This is a genomic window from Paenibacillus sp. MER TA 81-3 (assembly GCF_023713585.1).
Taxonomy (GTDB): domain Bacteria; phylum Bacillota; class Bacilli; order Paenibacillales; family Paenibacillaceae; genus Paenibacillus_B; species Paenibacillus_B profundus.
In genome coordinates this window covers 214,697-233,298 of sequence record NZ_JAMAWB010000007.1, presented here as the reverse complement: position 1 = coordinate 233,298, position 18,602 = coordinate 214,697, and the positions used below count along the sequence as shown (strand labels likewise).

The window sequence follows — 18,602 nt, the reverse complement described above, 5'->3', positions numbered from 1 at the left end:
TTATTCTGGATAGCGCCGAGTGCCTCCGTTATATATCCATCCAAGCAGGTCATAAATATCCTGATAATGATAGTAAAAGGTTTGGCGATTCAACTTGCAGGCTTCCACCAAGTCTTTAACCGTTATTTTATCTAAAGTCTTGGTGCCCAGCATATCCTTCAATGCATCAGCCAATGCATGCTTGGTGTACGGATGCATAGGAAACCTCTCCTTAGGGTGTAATGTTTCTTATTATTTTGCCATAACCTATAGATTTTTTAGACACATGGCACCTGAAGTTTAAATTTTAGACACAGGGCTTTTACTGTCTATTTTTATTCCATTCACACTCCTATAAAGTGGAGGTGTCAGGAACACTAAAGGAGGTTATAAGGATGTATTATAGCAATGGTAACTATGAAGCTTTTGCCCGTCCAAAGAAACCACTCGGTGTTGATCAAAAATCCGCCTATCTGATCGGCTCTGGTCTTGCATCACTGTCCGCAGCCGCATTCCTCATACGTGATGGTCAGATGAAGGGGGAAAACATTCATATTCTTGAGGAACTCGATATTGCCGGAGGTGGATTAGACGGCATCTACGATGACGGCCGGGGTTTCATTATCCGCGGTGGACGGGAAATGGAAAACCACTTCGAATGCCTTTGGGATCTATTCCGCTCTATTCCCTCACTTGAAACAGAGGGTGCATCGGTATTAGATGAATTTTACTGGCTCAACAAGGAGGATCCGAACTTCTCCTTGCAGCGTGCTATCCTCAATCGTGGTGAGGATGCACATACCGATGGCAAATTCACACTTACTCAAACCGCTTCGATGGAAATTATCAAGTTGTTCTTTACTCCAGAAGAAGCGCTTGAAGATATGAAAATTACAGATGTCTTCTCGGAAGATTTCTTTAACTCGAATTTCTGGCTTTACTGGCAGACGATGTTTGCGTTTGAGCCTTGGCACAGCGCCATGGAAATGCGCAGATATATCGCTAGATTCATTCATCATATCGGGGGATTGCCAGATTTCTCAGCGTTGAAATTTACAAAATATAATCAGTACGAGTCTCTTGCACTGCCGCTAATGAAGTATTTGAAAGGCCATGGTGTCACCTTCCAATATGCAACGACCGTAGCTAATGTTGAGTTTGATATTACGGAGAACAAGAAAGTTGCTAAAAAGCTGGTCTATGTTCAAAACGGACAAGAAAAACACATTGACCTGACTGAAAATGATCTGGTATTCATCACCAATGGCAGCAATACCGAAAGCTCCACTTTAGGCGACAACAACACTCCCGCCATTATGAACACCTCCCTCGGGGGAAGCTGGGAGCTTTGGAAGAAGATCGCGGAGCAAGATCCTGCCTTTGGCCGTCCAGACAAATTCTGTGGCAACATTGCGGAAAGCAACTGGGAGTCTGCCACCATTACAACGCTAGATGACCGGATTCCGCCTTATATCGAAAAAATCTGCAAGCGCGATCCATTCAGCGGAAAGGTCGTTACCGGCGGTATCGTGACGGTAAAAGATTCGAAATGGCTGATGAGCTTTACCTTGAACCGACAGCCTCACTTCAAATCCCAGCCAAAAGACCAGCTTGTCGTATGGGTATACAGCTTGTATTGCGACGTGCCAGGTGACTACATCAAGAAACCGATGAAGGACTGCACGGGTATCGAGATCACGAAAGAATGGCTCTACCACATCGGCGTACCTGAAGCAGAGATTCACGATCTTGCCGTAAACTCCGCAAACTGTGTCCCTTGCATGATGCCTTATGTTACATCTTACTTCATGCCAAGAGCTGCGGGAGATCGTCCGAATGTAGTTCCTGATGGTTGTGTCAACGCTGCCTTTATCGGTAACTTTGCCGAAACACCGCGAGACACGGTATTCACCACAGAGTATTCGGTACGTACCGCCATGGAAGCTGTGTACACGCTTCTTGACATTGACCGCGGCGTGCCAGAAGTATTTGGATCCGCTTATGATGTCCGCGTGTTGATGGATTCCACAGCGAAAATGATGGACGGCAAGAAACTAACCGATATGGAGCTGCCTCCAGCAATCCAATTAGCATCAATGACGGGTGTGCAAAAAATTTCTCACACCAGAATCATGCAGCTGCTTAAAGAGTATAAGTTGATCTAAACGAAAACGAATAGATGTAAAGCTATGAGGTTGTTGCACAATGGTGAGAGAATCAAATCACCGTGCTTCAGCCTCATTTTTTTATTAAAACAAGATTGATCCTCCTACTATCTGCCTTAATAGATTGCAAAGTTTATCTAATGGTCGAAACAGATAATCCTTACTACTCAGTATTTAAAAAATAATGATACAAAAGACTCCATTCAAAAAATATTGGAAAAGATCATTTACAAACATTATGATAATAATCTTGCGGAGTTTGCTAGAGACGTACAAAGAATGCCCTTTAAGATATGGGGATGGAGAAAAGGAACCAATAAGCCTCAATTGGATAATATAATCTGGCTAGCAATTATTCTGAACACACCGGTATTCGTTACTAAAAGGGAGCGATTAAAAAAAGTAATAATCGATCATACTGCTAATAAACTTTATGTTAAGAAAAAATATAGACCTAATATCTCAGAAATAATTAAAAATGCCCTAAAAGAGGCAATGTTAGAGGAACCTCCGCCATCTCTTTCTCAAATTGCTAAACGTGTCTCTTGTAAACCTCAATTCGTGAAGAGAAAATTCCCTGAAGAGTGTAAAATTATAACCAAGAAGCATTATGATTATAGGAATGGCGATGTTTTAAAACAATGTTGAAATTATATAACTTTTAAAGAAGATTATACATCAATCATTTTTTATTATCATTTAACGTATATATGTTTTTTCAGCCATTGTCTGAAATACTGCAACTGTTCCTCAGTATGGAAATAGTGTTCTCCATTCTCCATTACTTGCAAATTACAGTTAAAACGTTTATTAAATTCAGATACAACGTTAAACTCACATAAGTTATCTTCTGAACCATAGAGAATTGAAGTTGGATTATTCCAAGCAACAATAGGATGTTCTTTCACATAACAGTAGTAGTCCCAATAGAGAGTTTGTCCAATAGGTGTAGAAATTTCTTTCTCTATTTTTAGTCTACTCTCACTTACGTTAAACCATGTCATCATATTATTTATGATACGTTCCATATTTACCACAGGAGAGAGAAACAAACACTGCTTCAACGGCTCATGGCTATATTCTAATAGGCTAAAATATACTCCCATGCTACAAGCAAAAATGCTTATATTATTTGATAACAATTTTGCATAGGTCATAATTGCATTAAGGTCTTGAACACAGTTTTGAACTTTGCAAAGATAAGTATCATCCTTACGGTCACCATGTTGAGGTAAATCAAAACTAAGCACTTGATAACCTACTGCTGTTGCTTCTTCTGCAAATACAATAATCGAGTCATCTGCCTTATTTGACATGTTACCATGCACCACCACAAATAACTTATCTGATTTGTCACCCCACAAAATCGCTGGAATATTTTCTATTTTAAAATTATTTTTTATCATTGAAATTTATCCTCCATGAAATATAAATAATTCGTCATTCCTAATATTACAAATGTATATACCTAAATAAATATTGGCTCTCTTTCTTTAAAATCTGTTATTCTTGTATAAGCATGGGCTACATTGCATTGAACCATAAAGTTCTTGATTTTAACAACTTCTTTGTCAGTTTCAAATAATTGTAGCCATTTAAACCAATATAAATAATTGCTGATATATTTAGTTGCAACACCTTTAAACTTATTCATCCACTTTTTTAATTTGCTGTGTTCAGCATTAATGTGTTGAATATGGTAAATTCCTTCTTTATGTTTTCCTCTTTGTATACGCTTATGTTCCAATGAAAAATCTTTGGCAAACTGAACATAACTCTTATGACTGTCAGTACAAAAGATAGAGTTATCCCCTACACGACCGTCATAGCTTTCTAATTCTTGGTGTGTCATTCTACCTCTACATAGTAACTCCATAATTAGATTACCCTGTCTATCAATAGCAGTAGCAATACAAACCTGTTCGTTAGATATACCTCTCTTTTTAATCTGTTTGCCTCTTTTACGAGATTTTCTCGGCATTTTAGAAGGTTTTGTACCTTTGAAACTCTCTGCAAAGAATACTTCATCAGCCTCAATTACACCCTCAACAGAGCCTACACCAAAAAATGACCCTTATACAATCAAGTATTTTGTGTCTCCAAAAGAAACTTGTTGCAATATTAATCTCTACAATTTTAGCACTCTTTCTAATGGAATAACCTGCAATCATACATTTAGCGTATTTAAGCCATTTATCTAATGTTTTCTTGCTTTTGTAAGTGGCAGAGTTTGTGAAGTCAGTAAAAGTCTTATTGCAGGATTTACAAATATATCGTTGCTTCCCTTTATACTTGCCGTTTCTTGATACAGTTTCAGTACTACAATGTGGGCAGATTTTTCCCTTGGCAAATCTAAATTCCTTGACTTCTTGTGTTACTTGACCTACTTGTGTACCTAATACAAGCAGTTCTTCTAAATAGGAAAGCAACTGTTCTTGTTGAGATACTGATAGTTTTTGAATATCTGAAATCAAAGAATTAACAGTTGCCATAATAATACCTCCAAACCTGTATGTATATATGGCTTAATTATAGTATATCTTATATATAATATATCAATTTTCAACATCTATTTAAAACATAGCCATAGGAATAAATAAAATTAATAAAGGCAAACTTATGCTTCAAAAATGAACTTGTGGCAATATTATAGTTCATTATTTATTCTCCTCATGATAAAAAAGAGCCTTTTTTGTTTATACTTCGGCAATTATATGATTCAAACAGTGGTAATATTATAGTTCAAATCACAGATACTTCGAAGGAAAGACAACAGCGAACGAGCACGGCGTTGATATCTAACCACTAATATCGTCGACAGAGGATAGGCTTCGGTAGCAGTATAATGGAGATATCAAAAGCCCCTCGCCTCCACCATGTAAATCCACAACCGCATGAGGTTGTGGATTTTTGCTGTATGTCTATAGAAAGATTTGTTAGAATGTACGTATGCTATAGAGAATCTCCGTCCCGAAGTTTTAGATGCTTTCTTTGCGGTGTATAAGCCCGCGGCAAAAATCATATACGACGATGCGAGCGAGTGAGTTTATGAAAGTTTCAATAGAAGAGATCGGTAAAGAGCAGGAAGAGGAAATTCTTATCAGGTGCTATGAGGTAAATAACAAAATATACGAAATCGTAAACAAGCTAAAGTTGGAAGACCTCATTTTTCTAGGATATCACAATGATAGGATTCACCGTCTAAAAATTAGCGATATTTATTATTTCGAGGCCGTTGACGGGAAAGTTTTTATTTATTGCAAGGATGAGATTTATGAGGTGAAGCACAAGCTCTATGAGTTGGAGGAGTTATGCAAAGGAAGGAAATGTTTTCGCACATCCAAATCAACGATTTTGAACATAGCCAAAATTTCATTCGTTCGTCCATCGTTAAGCGGCAGATTTGAAGCAGTGCTTGATAATGGGGAACGTGTTGTCATATCGAGGCAGTATGTGCCGGTACTTAAAAATATGCCCGCTGGGTATTGCTTGCAGCACTGCTTGTCATACTAGCGGTAATCGGAACGGCTTCCCTTATTCGCAATAAAGCGAGTAACCGTGATTACAAAATCTCCTGTATTGTCGTAAAAGCAGTCATGATGACATTATTGTTGGTACTTGTATTTGTACCTGCACTTGTTTTTCCGCAGCATAAACTACCAAAAGTTACGGGCCAATATGAAGTCGCAACTGCAACATACACTTACATAGACAAAAACCGCATCGAGGAATTTGCCGATACCGGTAAGAATAGGTTTGTTAATGTACAATATTGGTATCCCGAAAATTCCGATGGAACATATCCGCTCTTGGTATTCTCACATGGAGCTTCTGGTATTAAGACAAGCAATGCTTCTACTTTTAGGGAGCTTGCAAGTCACGGGTATGTCGTATGTTCCATTGATCATCCTTATCATTCTTTTTATACAGTTTCAGACGATGGGGCGTTTACCTTAATCAATTCGGATTATAAGATGGAAGTCGATAATGTCAACAAAGAGGGCATTTATACAAGGGAGCAGTTATATGGGCTCATTCAAAAATGGATGAAACTGCGAACGGACGACATGAATTTTGTCATAGATACAATCATTGAAAAATCCCGAAACGATACAGCCCCTGTTTATCAACATATCAGTAAAGATAAAATAGGTGTTTTCGGGCACTCCATGGGCGGCGCGGCAAGCGTTTGGATCGGCCGAGACCGTAAAGATGTAAGTGCGGTTGTCAATATTGATGCCCCGTTTTTTAGCGAGCTTGCTTATAACAATGAGACTGGTGATTTTGCGGCAAGTGGCAAAGCTTACATGACCCCAATCCTTAACATTTATTCTGACGATGTTTGGAAACAGCTTGGAAGTAACTCTACTTATGCGGCAAACTACATCGCTGACAAAAACTTCATGGAAGCATATACCGTTCATTTTCAAGGAGCAAAACATTTAAGCCTCACCGATTTACCGCTTTTTTCTCCTCTGCTCGCAAAGATGCTGCAGGGTGGAAAAGCAGCTATTGACCAATATTACTGTATAGAAACGGAGAATGAACTTATTCTTAAATTCTTTGATTATACATTGAAAGGTACTGGGCGCTTCACATCCGAAGGAACCTACGGATCAAGGTAAACAACTTACTTTGCTGCGGCGAATTGTGGATTTGTTGATCCACGGTTCGCCTCTACCAAACCTGAAAGAGCCGACCGCATGAGGTCGGTTTTTTGTGTTTGTTGGAGGCAATAAAGGGAGTTGAACCCCTGAGCGGGTTCGCCTGCGCACAGGCAGCGAAAGAGAAGCTACGAAGGAAATCCTCAGCGAACGAGCACGGCGTTGATACCATACCTCTAATATCGTCGACAGAGGATAGGCTTCGGCAGCAAGTAAAATGGAGATATCAAAAAACCACTGAACCTAATGTTTAGTGGTTTTTCTGATAGATAGAGATACGACCTCTAGGTCTACTTGCGTGGGATAAGATATGGGGCCAATCCCGTTGCAATAACTCGATGCCCCCGATCATTTGGATGGATGGGCAGATGTCCGCTCAACGCATCTTCAATCTTTCCATTTTGATATCCATACATAAGATATGCCTGCTTTCCTTCAAACCACTTATGAGCGGGAGCTACAGTTACATCATAACTATGGGCCAGCTCGTTTATCATACGATTTAATTGGCCTATCGACTCAACTGAAAGAGGGCTGTTCGGAAACGGATTGTATTGCGTACAGCAAATGATCTGAGCACAGCTTCCTTTTTTTACTTGAGTAAAAATGGCACTTAAATTACGCCTATAGCTGGTTACAATGTGCTTTACAGCTAGTTGTTTCTTGGTTCTAATTGAAGCTAGTGCCGCGTGGGCTAAATCCACTCCTCCAATCCATACAGAAACAACAGAGGAATGACTGATTACGGAGGACCCCTGCCATATGACGGCATCCAATAGATCATAGCTGCTCCAACCGGGCCGAGCCAGAACAAACCCACGAACCTTGCGTGAGTCCGAATTTAAAGCAGATACGGCCAATCGGGGATAAGCCTTTGCCAAAGAAGAGGCATTTTCCCCAAATGTAATGGAATCTCCAAGAGCTGTATAGATCATAAGATTATCACCAACTCCACTCTTAATCATATATACAACGTAAAGTCTGATGAAAAAACGATATTAACGATCGACTGTTTTGCTCGTGTATTTCCTCAAGTGCATCTTAGACATATTATATTGCAGTCATGTACAGGTAATGTGGGCATTGACAACAACTAATGCTTCAATATGAGCGGATTATTAGTACTTATCGGATCAGAGTTGAAGACAGGGTGATACTGGGGTGGCATCCAGACTGTGACTACATACGTAGATGCCTGTGTAGCGATATTTTCGGATACAGGGGTTCGCCCGCACGCAGGTGGCGAAGCAGATCTTACAAAGGAAACGTCAGCGAACGAGCATACTGTTAGTATCCAATCTCTAATATTATCCACGGGGGGGAGGTATATTTCCTTTTTATGCATATAATTTATTTACATAGGGTGTTGTCATTTCAGATCTCAAAAAGGGGACATCTACTTTGAAAGTTCTTGAAACAGATCGGCTAATCCTTCGTCGGATATCAACTGACGATGCGGAGTTTATGCTTGAGCTTTTGAATAATCCCTCGTGGTTGGAATTCATCGGCGATAAAGGTGTGAGAACCGTCGTTGCAATTTGAAAGAATGGTTAGCCTTTCTGATGGTGCACAGATAAAGGGGGATTGCACAATAACTGGATGATATTAGATGTGATACAACTCACAAATAATATCTTCCTTCCTATGATAGATTCTTAAAAAGAATGTCAGCATTGAAGTCGTGCGCAAAATAATGAATGTTTCAATTGTTGGAATACTAAATATGTCTTTTGTGTGCCCATTGCATAGGAGGAATAAAATTGAATCAGCTTTTCCGAAGAAAATCACTGAACCTCATGCTTGCTCAAAGTGAGAAAAAAGAATTAGCACGAGCGCTGTCTTTGATGGATTTAATCTTCCTTGGCGTAGGTTGCGTGATCGGGACTGGGATTTTTGTTGTTACAGGTGTCGTTGCGGCAGAATCTTCAGGACCAGCGATCATGTTATCATTTGTTATAGCAGGTATTGCCTGTGCGCTCGCTGCATTCTGTTATGCAGAGTTTTCTTCAGCTGTACCTGTCTCAGGAAGTGTGTACACATTTACGTATGCAACATTAGGTGAATTGTTGGCTTTCCTTATTGGATGGGATCTCATGCTTGAATATGTACTGGCTATTTCTGCCGTTGCTACGGGTTGGTCTGCATACTTTCAATCGTTGCTCACGGGCTTTCATATACAATTTCCCGCCATTATCTCCTCCGCTCCCGGTGTAGGAAAAGGGGGAGCCATTGATCTGCCAGCAGTTCTGATCATATTGTCCATCACAGCACTCGTTAGTAAAGGTGTAAAGGAAAGTATTAAGTTTAACAATATGATGGTTTTTGTAAAATTAGCTGTTATCTTACTATTTATTATTGTGGGGATTTGGTATGTAAAACCTGATAACTGGGTGCCATTTGTACCCTTTGGATTTAATGGGATTATAACAGGTGCAGCTACGGTGTTCTTTGCCTATATCGGGTTCGATGTTATCGCCACGGCATCGGAAGAAGTAAAGAATCCTAAAAAAACGATGCCGATGGGGATTATAGCGTCCTTGCTCATCTGTACCATTTTATATATGACCGTATCTGGGGTATTAACAGGGATGATTTCGTATACCCAGTTAAATGTTGGTGCACCTGTTGCATTAGCATTAGAATCTGTAGGGCAGAACTCTATAGCGGGAATCATATCAATTGGGGCGGTATTTGGCATTACAACCGTTATCCTTGCATTGATCTATGCGCAAGTTCGTTTATCCTACGCAATGAGTCGTGATGGATTATTACCGAGAAAGTTCTCAAAAGTAAATGCAAAGACCCAGACTCCATTCGCTAACACGTGGTTAACCGGGTTCGTTGCCGCAGGCATTGCAGGTTTTATTGATCTAACAACACTTGCACATTTAGTGAACATGGGCACATTAGCTGCGTTTACTTTAATATCCATCGCAATCATCGTCCTGCGCAAGAAATTCCCTGAATTAAAGGCCTCATTCCGAGTCCCGTTCGTGCCAGTGCTGCCAGCTATTAGTGCGTTACTTTGTCTTTACCTTGCATCTAGTTTGCCCTTAATCACTTGGGTTTCATTTGTTATATGGATTGGTATTGGCACGATTATATACTTTATGTATTCACGTAAGCATAGTAACCTGAATCAGTAAATTGTTGTATCTGAATATCCAATTGTTTATTCATTTGAAGCCGACCGCGCAGGGTCGGCTTTTGCTTTACTCCTTGATATACTATGTTAGAATGTTATTAAGTTATTACATTAGTAAGGTATAACTTTGTGCGTATGGATCATACTATGAGAGGAGAACATTATTATGAATGGTGTGGTCAATATGGAAAAAGGCCGAGATAGAACGAAGACGACTCGATACTCTCGCAAAATAGGCCGAATGGGAAATAGTTTAGGGATTAGTTTGCCAAAGATGCTTGCAGAGAAACTGAATGTAGTACAGGGTGACGAGATTGAATTTATCGAAAACGACCAAGGAGAAATCGTAATCAAAAAGGTTCGAAAATCGAATCTGCCTGAGAATGTGCGGCCTGAAGTGCTTGAGGCGTTTTATGATATTTTTAATGAAGATCAGGACATATTCAATGATCTAAGGGACCGCTAATGGTAAAGTATTTGACCAAAGAAGAAGTGATTGCCGGGCACTACTTCATGATGAAGCAGATGCAGGATATGGAGCAAGCGGGCGTAAAAGACCATTCTCTTCTTGAATCTGCCGTTTATAGACCGCAGCAAAGTGTGTTTGGTGAGGATGCGTATCCGACATTATTTGAGAAAGCAGCTGCGTTGGTGGATTCATTGGCTAAAAACCATTGCTTTCACAATGGTAACAAACGAACCGCTTATTTGGCTGTAAAATCATTCCTTCAAATAAACGGCTATCATCTGAAAATGGAACGGGAATTTGCAGTGAATTTCATGGTGGATATTGTGAATGGGAAGTATTCTGTCGAAGATATGGCCCAAATTTTTGTGGAACATGGTATCAAGAAGTGAAAAAGGGGTGTCTGGGGAGTGTAAGGGCATGAGTAAACAGGATATCTTGTTCAAAACGGAGAAACATGTATTTAGTTATCGAGTGGCTGGCCTATTAATGCGGAACGACAAGATTCTATTACAAAGACCGCTCAATGACACAGGCTATGCTTTTCCAGGCGGTCATGTTAGCTTTGGAGAGACTCATGAGGAAACCCTTATAAGAGAATTTAAAGAAGAAATGGGCGTAAATATAAAAGTCGGTTCGTTAAAATGGGTAGGTGAACTTTTCTTTCCGTGGGGAAATAAGGATTGCCAACTAATATGTCTATTTTATCTTGTATCGCTTGCAGACGAACCTCAAATTCCATTAAGTGTCAGTTTCTGGGGCACAGAGCAATTAGAAAACCAAAGTTTTAAGTTGGAATTTTCATGGATGCCATTGTCTGATATTCTGAAAACAGAATTGTACCCCATAAGAATCTAAACAATTACTTACAAAATATTCGGCATCTATTGAGCATTTTATATCTATAGAGCAAGACTTTACGATTCAGATGGCAACTAGTGATGATTTGGAATTGTGAATGAAGCTTGCAAAATTTATACGAACTAACTTTCCGGGATTAGAAACAGAAGAACAGCTTCAAGGTTATCAGAAAATTGATTGTTGAAAAAAATATGGGTTGCAGAGAAAATGACAGTACCTCTCCAAAACTGAGGCATCTTTTTTCACCTTCAATCCCACGCGATATAAAGCGTAATAAAATGAATACCTAAAGTTTTGATATTTGCCCAAGCCCCTTTTAAGAGATATAATTATGATGATTATGCACATTCAATGTGGAAAGAGAGCGGGATCAGTATGGGGCGTAAATGGAACAACATTAAGGAAAAGAAAGCATCCAAAGATACTAATACAAGTCGTATATATGCCAGGTTCGGAAGAGAAATTTACGTGGTCGCGAAGCAAGGCGAGCCGAATCCGGAATCGAATCAAGCCTTGAAGTTTGTCGTTGAGCGTGCCAAAACATACAATGTACCAAAAGCGATCATTGACCGTGCGATTGAGAAGGCAAAGGGCGGTTCAGATGAGAACTACGATGAACTCCGTTATGAAGGCTTCGGACCTAACGGCTCCATGGTTATCGTGGACGCATTAACGAATAACGTGAACCGTACGGCTTCTGAGGTGCGTGCTGCATTTAACAAGAACGGCGGCAGCCTTGGAGTCAGCGGATCTGTAAATTATATGTTTGATCAAACGGCGGTCATTGGTCTGGAAGGCAAAACAGCAGATGAAGTGCTGGAGATCTTAATGAATGCGGACTTGGACGTTCGTGATATCTTGGAAGAGGATGAAGCGGTCATTATTTACGCTGAGCCTGATCAGTTTCATGCTGTTCAAGAGGCATTCAAGAATGAGGGCATCACGGAATTTACCGTAGCGGAGCTGACAATGCTTCCACAGAGCTATGTTACGCTTGCAGAAGACGTTCAGGCTCAATTCGAGAAACTGATTGATGTGCTAGAAGATCTGGAAGATGTTCAACAAGTTTACCATAACGTTGAGCTTGAAGATTAATTTGAATTCGGAGGTTTCTAGGGTGTCGCTACAATCTTTGCAGCCTATGTGGCGATATTTTCGGATTGAGGTTCGATTCCCTGGCCTTCTACCATAAAAACCCGACCATATGAGGTCGGGTTTTTATGGATAGGATTCGGTAGCACTGTAATGGAGATATCAGCACGTGGAATTTATATTAGGCGAAGGGGGTACATGCTTTGGAAACAACAAACAAGTTTACCGGTAAAGCAGATACGTATTCGAAATATCGCCCGAACTATCCAACAGAATATATGAATTATTTGATTTCATCCAACCAATTAACTTCCAACCATATTATTGCAGATATAGGTTCGGGTACGGGGGTTTTTACTCAACAGCTACTCGACAGAAACTTTAAAGTGTTTGCAGTTGAGCCTAATCGTGATATGAGAACGATTGCAGAAAAAGCATTAAACCGCTATTCAAGTTTTATCTCGATACAAGGGACTGCCGAGAATACCGGTATTCAAAGTTCCAGTATTGATTTGGCAACGGTTGCGCAGGCATTTCACTGGTTCGACAAAGATAAATTTAAATTGGAATGCCAGAGAATATTGAAACCCAATTCAAATGTAGCCCTTGTATGGAACAGCAGGGATTCTTCAAGCCTTCTAGTAAATGAAAATGCGGAGGTATGCAAACAGCTGTGCTCTGGGTTTAAAGGCTTTAGTGGAGGCATAGATGAAACGCCTGACATATACAAGGACTTTTTCAAAGACGGCAAATATGAATATGAAGTTTTTCGGCACGATCTGGAGTTTAATCTAGAGGGATTTGTAGGACGCAATTTGTCAGCATCCTATGCTCCTAAGCCGACAGATGCAAATTACAATCCATTTATTGAGGCAGTGACCGAGCTTTTTATAAAATATAGCAGTGACAACATGATTGTCATTCCCAATATTACACGAAGCTACATAGGCAATGTGTAGGTCCGCCTAGCTCGGCGAAGAGTCATTTCATTGCTTCTACACTACAAACCCTTCTCCAGAAGCAAGCCGTTCAATACAAGTGAAAGGCTGTGTAAAGCTTTGGACAAGCCAGCCTCGGCATCCTCGGAGTTTGCGATCCAAAAAGCAGTGTCCATGAGTCCCCCATTCAATAGCCGCGCTAAAGCTTCGGAGTCCGTCGTTGCAATGATCCGATCCTTCATCAATTGCTGAAGCATATCAGCCATCGTCGCTAGGCAGTGCGACTGAGATGATTGAGAATAAGCATTGCCCAGTACCGAAGGCGCGTCTCTATGCACGATTCGCTGGATTTCGGGCTCAAGAGCCATGGCAAGATAAGCGCGGCAACGACCAACGAAGCCTTCCCAATTTCCTTCTGCTGCATCTGAGATCCTTCCCAATCTGCTATCCATTTCAGCGTCGATTTCTTTGACAACAGCTTCCAATAAGCCTTTCTTGTCGCCAAAGTGATGATAAAGCGCGCCGCGCGTTAGGCCCACAGAAGCTGTGAGGTCATCCATGGATGTGTGTGCATACCCAATCGTGCCAAAAGCTTGCCTTGCCGCACTTACCAACTTGGCGCGTGTTTCTGCAATCATTTCCGATCGTGCTTTTCGAGCCATTTTTCCTCCTGCTTACATACGTTTTTATGTTAATTGTCTTCGCTGGGAACCAATCCTATGCTTAATATTGTTCGACATCCGAAAGAATAAGTCCTTTGGAACTCAGTAGTTGGAGGTATAAAAATGCACATTGACATACGCATCGTATGTATATATAGTATTCACATACATTGTGTATGTCAATATAATTCAGCCGATAGGATAGTATAAGTATTTCACATCTTATCAAAATGAGGGGAGTTAAAGGAATGAAGAATGTATTTCCAATCTGCATTTATTCGGGGGTGCATCTTGCCTAATCCATATCGTGAGATATTCGATGCCACTGGTGCAAAGGGGTTCTCAGCGGCAGGCTTTGTCGCTCGGATGCCTATATCCATGCTGGGCATTGGCGTTGTTACCATGTTGTCTCAATTGCGTGGCGAGTACTGGCTCGCTGGTGCTGTTGCAGCTACCTTTGCGTTGGCGTCAGCTTTGATGGCTCCTCAAATTTCCCGTATGGTGGACCGATTGGGGCAATCCCGTGTACTGCTTCCAGCCACAGGGATCAGTGTAGTATCTGTTGTCTCCTTGCTGCTGTGCACAAGATATCAAGCACCGGATTGGACGTTATTCCTGTTCGCATTACTCGCCGGATGCATGCCCAGTATGCCGGCCATGGTACGCGCGCGCTGGACCGAGCTGTATCGGGGTTCCCCAAAGCTGCATACCGCATTTTCCTTTGAGTCCGTTGTTGATGAGCTATGCTTTATTATTGGTCCGGTCATTTCTGTCGGTTTAAGCGTTATGCTCTTCCCCGAAGCGGGTCCTCTTTTGTCGTGCGTTTTTCTAACGATAGGGGTATTCCTGTTCACGATGCAAAAGAGTACCGAACCTGCGGTGCGTCCCCTTAACCCTAACAGTAAAGGAACCGTGATCAAGATTGGTTCATTGAGGGTGCTGGTGTTCACGCTCGCTGCCATAGGCACCATATTTGGCACAGTGGACGTAGTGAGTGTAGCTTTTGCAGAGAATCAGGGAAATACGGTAGCCGCCAGTATCGTGCTTTCCGTCTACGCTGTAGGTTCATGCTTGGCCGGCCTGGTTTACGGCACTCTGAGGCTGAGTACTCCGCCACACCGTCAGTTTTTGCGGGCCGTTGCAGTATCGGCCGTTACGATGCTTCCACTCTTCTTCGTGGACATCATTGCTAAGCTAGCAGTCGCTGTCTTCTTCGCCGGGATGTCCGTGGCTCCCACGATGATCATCACTATGGGGTTGGTGGAGAAAATCGTTCCTGAATCCCAGGTAACGGAAGGAATGACCTGGGCAATTACAGGCTTGGGTATCGGGGTTGCTCTAGGCTCGGCTGCAGCAGGATGGGTTGTGGATAGCTTTGGCGCACGGGCGGGATTTGTCGTGGCTATAGCGGCGGGATTGCTTGCTCTGGCTATCGTGCTTCTTGGTTACAGATCCCTCCGGTCAGCATACAATCACGCGGTCATGAGCCCGAAGGATGGTTCAGTCAAGTGCTAAAACCGAATAAGTATCACGCAGCGAGGGCCACGTGCGAATAACTATTGATAATTCATCGTGATTCCTAGGTTATTTTCGAACTTTGTTGCTCTTCGTTCCATTTCAATCACCTTGCCCATCGTATCATAATTGGGAAAATTTAGGGAAACCGGCCGTATAAGGCCGGTTTCTTGTGATGCGCGCCCTGCATGGACGTCATCTCCATATCCTCTCATGGAAGGAGTTTATCAAATCCTGTTCTGAGATTTAGCTTTGAACATATGCACTCAGATGTGGTGGCTTAGAGCTTCGTTAACTCATCCCTGAAGGCCGGCTTGTTCGGGTACTGTGTCAGCAGTAGCTGAACAATACGTTCTGCCTCCGCAGGGCCGGCGGCTTTCTTAAACCTCTTGAGGACCTGACAAACCCCTTGATACTGCTTTCTTGAAGAAGAGTTGGCTGCCTTCCATTCAATATACTTTTGGAAGATGTGGATAACATCCTTTGGATAATGTTCTATCAGAAGAGGACAGAAGGTCTCAACTTGTTCAGGGTGTTGTTTCACATAGAGCAGCAGACGTGCGTGCTCCTGTTCCTGCACCAGAATTTGCGTATACACTGATTCCTGCCGCCAGAAGTTACCTTTCTCCAAGGTTTCTAAAAGGTTGTGATAGACTAGCGGCCACTCGGCGGAAGAATAGGCAGCTTTGACGAACGTGTAATAAGAAAGGTCTCCGCAGCATAGCAGTTCCAAGCCTAACTCGCGTTGCCTCTGCACATCCCCTGACAAGCGATATGCATCGTAGCGGAGCTGCTTCCACTGACCAACGAGGCCGGGCAAGCCCTTCTCAAGGTCCTGTGCTTCGCCCTCTTCCGCCAGACGTATAGCTTCATCATAGCGGCAGTTATCCAGTGCAAGCTGTATGGCTTGCTTGCGGAAGTCGGAAAAGTGCAACTGGCTGTATAAATAATCGTTGGCCTGCGTCTCACCGGCGTGCTCTTGCAGTTGGTTATAACGCAGTTTGGCTATACGAGCTGTAAAGTACTCGCCGCTCCAAGTATCTTCGTCTGTATTTTGACTCATACGTTCAATGTGTTGTTCCCACTTCTCCCGCAGATCAGGGGAGGCGGTTAAATATGAGGCTGCTGCAAGCAGATCTACCCGCCAATCAGGCCATCCGTCGAAACGGTTTTGTATAGCAACACCCATTATCAAATCGAACAGGATTTCCATTTCTCCGGACAACAACAACTCGCCTGATTGGGCAATGACATCCAAGCGCTCTATACTTTCCTCGATGATTCCGCCGATTGCACCGTTAGAATCGTCCGATGACTGGAGCAAGTCCATCATTTCCTCCAGGATGCAGATGTTTATCTTTGCAGCCTGCAGCAGCTTGCCATCATCGATAGCTAGAGCGGCTTGTTCAGCCACGCGCTCGGCGCCCTCAACAGCCCGTTCAACGTTATCCCATCTGACAAATCCATATTTGTCGGCATACATTTCGATATAGGACTGAATCAGATGTCTGCAGCTCTCAATCGAATCGTTATGATCGACATCGGACAGATACAGTCTGATTCGCTCTTCCATCAGTTCGGAATCAACGGCTAAGTAGAGCAGTAGTGAAATCAGGCTGTCTTTGCTCTCTGCTTCCAGTAGTTGTTTCAGAGTTTTGGTCTGAACGGATGTGGGTGAGGACAGGTTCGCCGAATGGCTTCTGGCTGTTCCTCTCATTTCCCTTAGCTTAATCAGAACTGCAGCCTGGTGCTTGCAAGTTGGACCGTAATCATATGGGCAGTCACATTCGACGGATAGAACGTCATCATTGTCTCTAAGCTCTACAAGAACCTCATAGAGATCACTACCCTCCACCAACGCCCTATACAGTCCATCCTCGATTTCTAAATGGAGCGTACATATCCAGCCAGGACATAATCCTGGCCTCTATTCATAATAACAGGGTCAATGCTTTTACTGAGATGATGGAGATTCAAGCTGAATCAACTCCTATTCCTAAGCTGGATGATTCCGAATCAGGTTCACTGGCACACAGCAGTTGTTGTACGTTGTGGCACATTTTGTTTTTCAGATCTTATTGAGCGCATCGAATAGTTTGTCTTCCCGGTTCTCCTGTATACACTTACCTTTCAGGTCTCAAACTTACCCTGATTATAACAAAAGTCCCACCTTATTAGTCGACTGTATGTTGCTTTTCTATGCTTATAAACATGTGGCCTCTACGCCACGGCCTCTCAAAAATAAATAACCTAACGGGAAGAATGCCTCCCGTTAGGTTTTCTTTTGTCCAAGCCTTTATTGAAATTTCACCTCTGGAAACTTTATATTTGTAGTTTTTTTAGGACGCCTTAATATAACGGTGCTTGCTATGCATGTAACTATGCCTGTTTTGGGGGCTATTCTTTTGAAAAACAATAAGTCTATCAGTAAAGCAAAACATGATAGAACTAAAAGCATTTCAAATAATCTCATATGTTCCCTCCCTGTCCTCAATAGATCATGTCATCGACTTTTCTATCGTAGTGGTTGGAGGTTAAATGTAAAGACTCTCAATAAGGTTAACGGGATATCACAGCGAATATTTCCTTTTTTGTTTAAGAAGAAACTTTCTGGTTACAACAAACGAGAAACCAATAGAGGTCAACAATGTAAGCAGATTTACTAAATAATCAGAAGACACGAACGAATTGAGAATTGCTTTTATAAAGACTTGACTGATGATAAGAATCACAAGAAAAATAGCTACTGCATATAAGGTCTTTGTAACAGAACTCCAACTCAAGTAAATACCTCCTATGCTTCCTAAGGTGAAACACCTGCAATAATATGTCCACATTATACTGTAATCGTTCCGGGATAGCTATGTGCGGATAGATAAAGAAGTACCCTCGTTCGCGTGCAGGGAAGAAGAGAATACTCCGAAGGGAGATACCAGCGAACGAATAATTAAACGTTAAATATGGCAATACGAAGGAAGTTTATATAATATGATAGTCTTTTTAATTTATTCGATCAGAGGCCCGTTTATATAAATGAATGTAGATGATATAATGAAGGCCAGTATGGTTACATGAGCGAAACCCTCTGTAAAAGCTTAGAGATCTAACTTATATA

General features: G+C 41.8%; 17 protein-coding genes and 1 pseudogene. 12 read left to right on the top strand and 6 right to left on the bottom strand.

The features are described from left to right. Entirely contained in the window at positions 1 to 198 is a 198-nt protein-coding gene (locus tag M3650_RS12220; protein ID WP_019419825.1) for a TetR family transcriptional regulator, read from the bottom strand. A gap of 176 nt (positions 199 to 374) precedes the next feature. Between M3650_RS12220 and M3650_RS12215 the strand changes: the two genes are divergently transcribed. Both M3650_RS12215 and M3650_RS12210 read left to right on the top strand, forming a co-directional pair. Then, a complete protein-coding gene (locus M3650_RS12215) occupies positions 375 to 2,144 on the top strand; it encodes an oleate hydratase (protein WP_019419824.1) in 1,770 nt (589 codons plus the stop codon). A 213-nt stretch (positions 2,145 to 2,357) separates the two neighbouring features. Beyond that, positions 2,358 to 2,792 carry a hypothetical protein gene (locus tag M3650_RS12210; RefSeq protein ID WP_157259447.1) on the top strand — a complete coding sequence of 145 codons (435 nt, stop codon included), beginning with the start codon at positions 2,358 to 2,360 and terminating at the stop codon, positions 2,790 to 2,792. 47 nt (positions 2,793 to 2,839) lie between these two features. Here the strand turns inward: M3650_RS12210 and M3650_RS12205 are convergent, their stop codons facing one another. Both M3650_RS12205 and M3650_RS12200 read right to left on the bottom strand, forming a co-directional pair. Continuing rightward, a complete protein-coding gene (locus tag M3650_RS12205; protein WP_251575060.1) occupies positions 2,840 to 3,550 on the bottom strand; it encodes an alpha/beta hydrolase in 711 nt (236 codons plus the stop codon). Between the two features lie 62 nt (positions 3,551 to 3,612). Then, positions 3,613 to 4,636, bottom strand: a protein-coding gene (locus M3650_RS12200; RefSeq protein WP_483311739.1) for an IS1595 family transposase whose coding sequence is annotated in 2 segments (ribosomal slippage) — positions 3,613 to 4,215 and positions 4,217 to 4,636 — 1,023 coding nt in all. Because the reading frame shifts where the segments join, the coding sequence is not laid out codon by codon here. Positions 4,637 to 5,192: 556 nt separating this feature from the next. On the opposite strand from M3650_RS12200, the gene M3650_RS12195 reads away from it, so the two are divergent. Further along, positions 5,193 to 5,657: a LytTR family DNA-binding domain-containing protein gene (locus M3650_RS12195; RefSeq protein ID WP_251575055.1), complete on the top strand. Its 465-nt coding sequence runs from the start codon at positions 5,193 to 5,195 to the stop codon at positions 5,655 to 5,657. A gap of 83 nt (positions 5,658 to 5,740) precedes the next feature. Then, positions 5,741 to 6,769, top strand: a complete 1,029-nt coding sequence (locus M3650_RS12190) for an alpha/beta hydrolase family protein (RefSeq protein ID WP_251575054.1) — start codon at positions 5,741 to 5,743, stop codon at positions 6,767 to 6,769. A gap of 329 nt (positions 6,770 to 7,098) precedes the next feature. Here the strand turns inward: M3650_RS12190 and M3650_RS12185 are convergent, their stop codons facing one another. Continuing rightward, positions 7,099 to 7,743: an SGNH/GDSL hydrolase family protein gene (locus M3650_RS12185; protein WP_233695645.1), complete on the bottom strand. Its 645-nt coding sequence runs from the start codon at positions 7,741 to 7,743 to the stop codon at positions 7,099 to 7,101. A gap of 466 nt (positions 7,744 to 8,209) precedes the next feature. Between M3650_RS12185 and M3650_RS12180 the strand changes: the two are divergent. The 7 genes and pseudogenes from M3650_RS12180 to M3650_RS12150 all read left to right on the top strand — a co-directional run. Beyond that, positions 8,210 to 8,338, top strand: a pseudogene (locus M3650_RS12180) (GNAT family N-acetyltransferase); the annotation flags it as partial. 230 nt (positions 8,339 to 8,568) lie between these two features. Next, positions 8,569 to 9,954 carry a branched-chain amino acid transporter BcaP gene (gene bcaP / locus M3650_RS12175; protein WP_251575052.1) on the top strand — a complete coding sequence of 462 codons (1,386 nt, stop codon included), beginning with the start codon at positions 8,569 to 8,571 and terminating at the stop codon, positions 9,952 to 9,954. A gap of 165 nt (positions 9,955 to 10,119) precedes the next feature. Then, positions 10,120 to 10,419, top strand: a complete 300-nt coding sequence (locus tag M3650_RS12170; RefSeq protein WP_251575047.1) for an AbrB/MazE/SpoVT family DNA-binding domain-containing protein — start codon at positions 10,120 to 10,122, stop codon at positions 10,417 to 10,419. Then, entirely contained in the window at positions 10,419 to 10,811 is a 393-nt protein-coding gene (locus tag M3650_RS12165) for a type II toxin-antitoxin system death-on-curing family toxin (RefSeq protein ID WP_251575043.1), read from the top strand. Before M3650_RS12170 ends, M3650_RS12165 begins: the two co-directional genes overlap by 1 nt. Before the next feature lie 28 nt (positions 10,812 to 10,839). Continuing rightward, positions 10,840 to 11,277, top strand: coding sequence for an NUDIX hydrolase (locus tag M3650_RS12160; protein ID WP_251575035.1), 438 nt, complete (start codon positions 10,840 to 10,842; stop codon positions 11,275 to 11,277). 378 nt (positions 11,278 to 11,655) lie between these two features. Further along, positions 11,656 to 12,375: a YebC/PmpR family DNA-binding transcriptional regulator gene (locus M3650_RS12155; RefSeq protein ID WP_019419814.1), complete on the top strand. Its 720-nt coding sequence runs from the start codon at positions 11,656 to 11,658 to the stop codon at positions 12,373 to 12,375. 200 nt (positions 12,376 to 12,575) lie between these two features. Then, complete coding sequence (locus M3650_RS12150) at positions 12,576 to 13,331, top strand: class I SAM-dependent methyltransferase (RefSeq protein ID WP_251575034.1); 756 nt, start codon at positions 12,576 to 12,578, stop codon at positions 13,329 to 13,331. A gap of 41 nt (positions 13,332 to 13,372) precedes the next feature. On the opposite strand, the gene M3650_RS12145 is transcribed toward M3650_RS12150, so the two are convergent. After that, entirely contained in the window at positions 13,373 to 13,972 is a 600-nt protein-coding gene (locus M3650_RS12145) for a TetR/AcrR family transcriptional regulator (RefSeq protein ID WP_251575033.1), read from the bottom strand. A gap of 255 nt (positions 13,973 to 14,227) precedes the next feature. Between M3650_RS12145 and M3650_RS12140 the strand changes: the two genes are divergently transcribed. Beyond that, complete coding sequence (locus M3650_RS12140; protein ID WP_483311738.1) at positions 14,228 to 15,487, top strand: MFS transporter; 1,260 nt, start codon at positions 14,228 to 14,230, stop codon at positions 15,485 to 15,487. A 280-nt stretch (positions 15,488 to 15,767) separates the two neighbouring features. Here M3650_RS12140 and M3650_RS12135 read toward each other — a convergent pair whose 3' ends face one another. Beyond that, positions 15,768 to 17,342: an SWIM zinc finger family protein gene (locus M3650_RS12135; RefSeq protein ID WP_251575031.1), complete on the bottom strand. Its 1,575-nt coding sequence runs from the start codon at positions 17,340 to 17,342 to the stop codon at positions 15,768 to 15,770. Positions 17,343 to 18,602 lie beyond the last annotated feature (1,260 nt).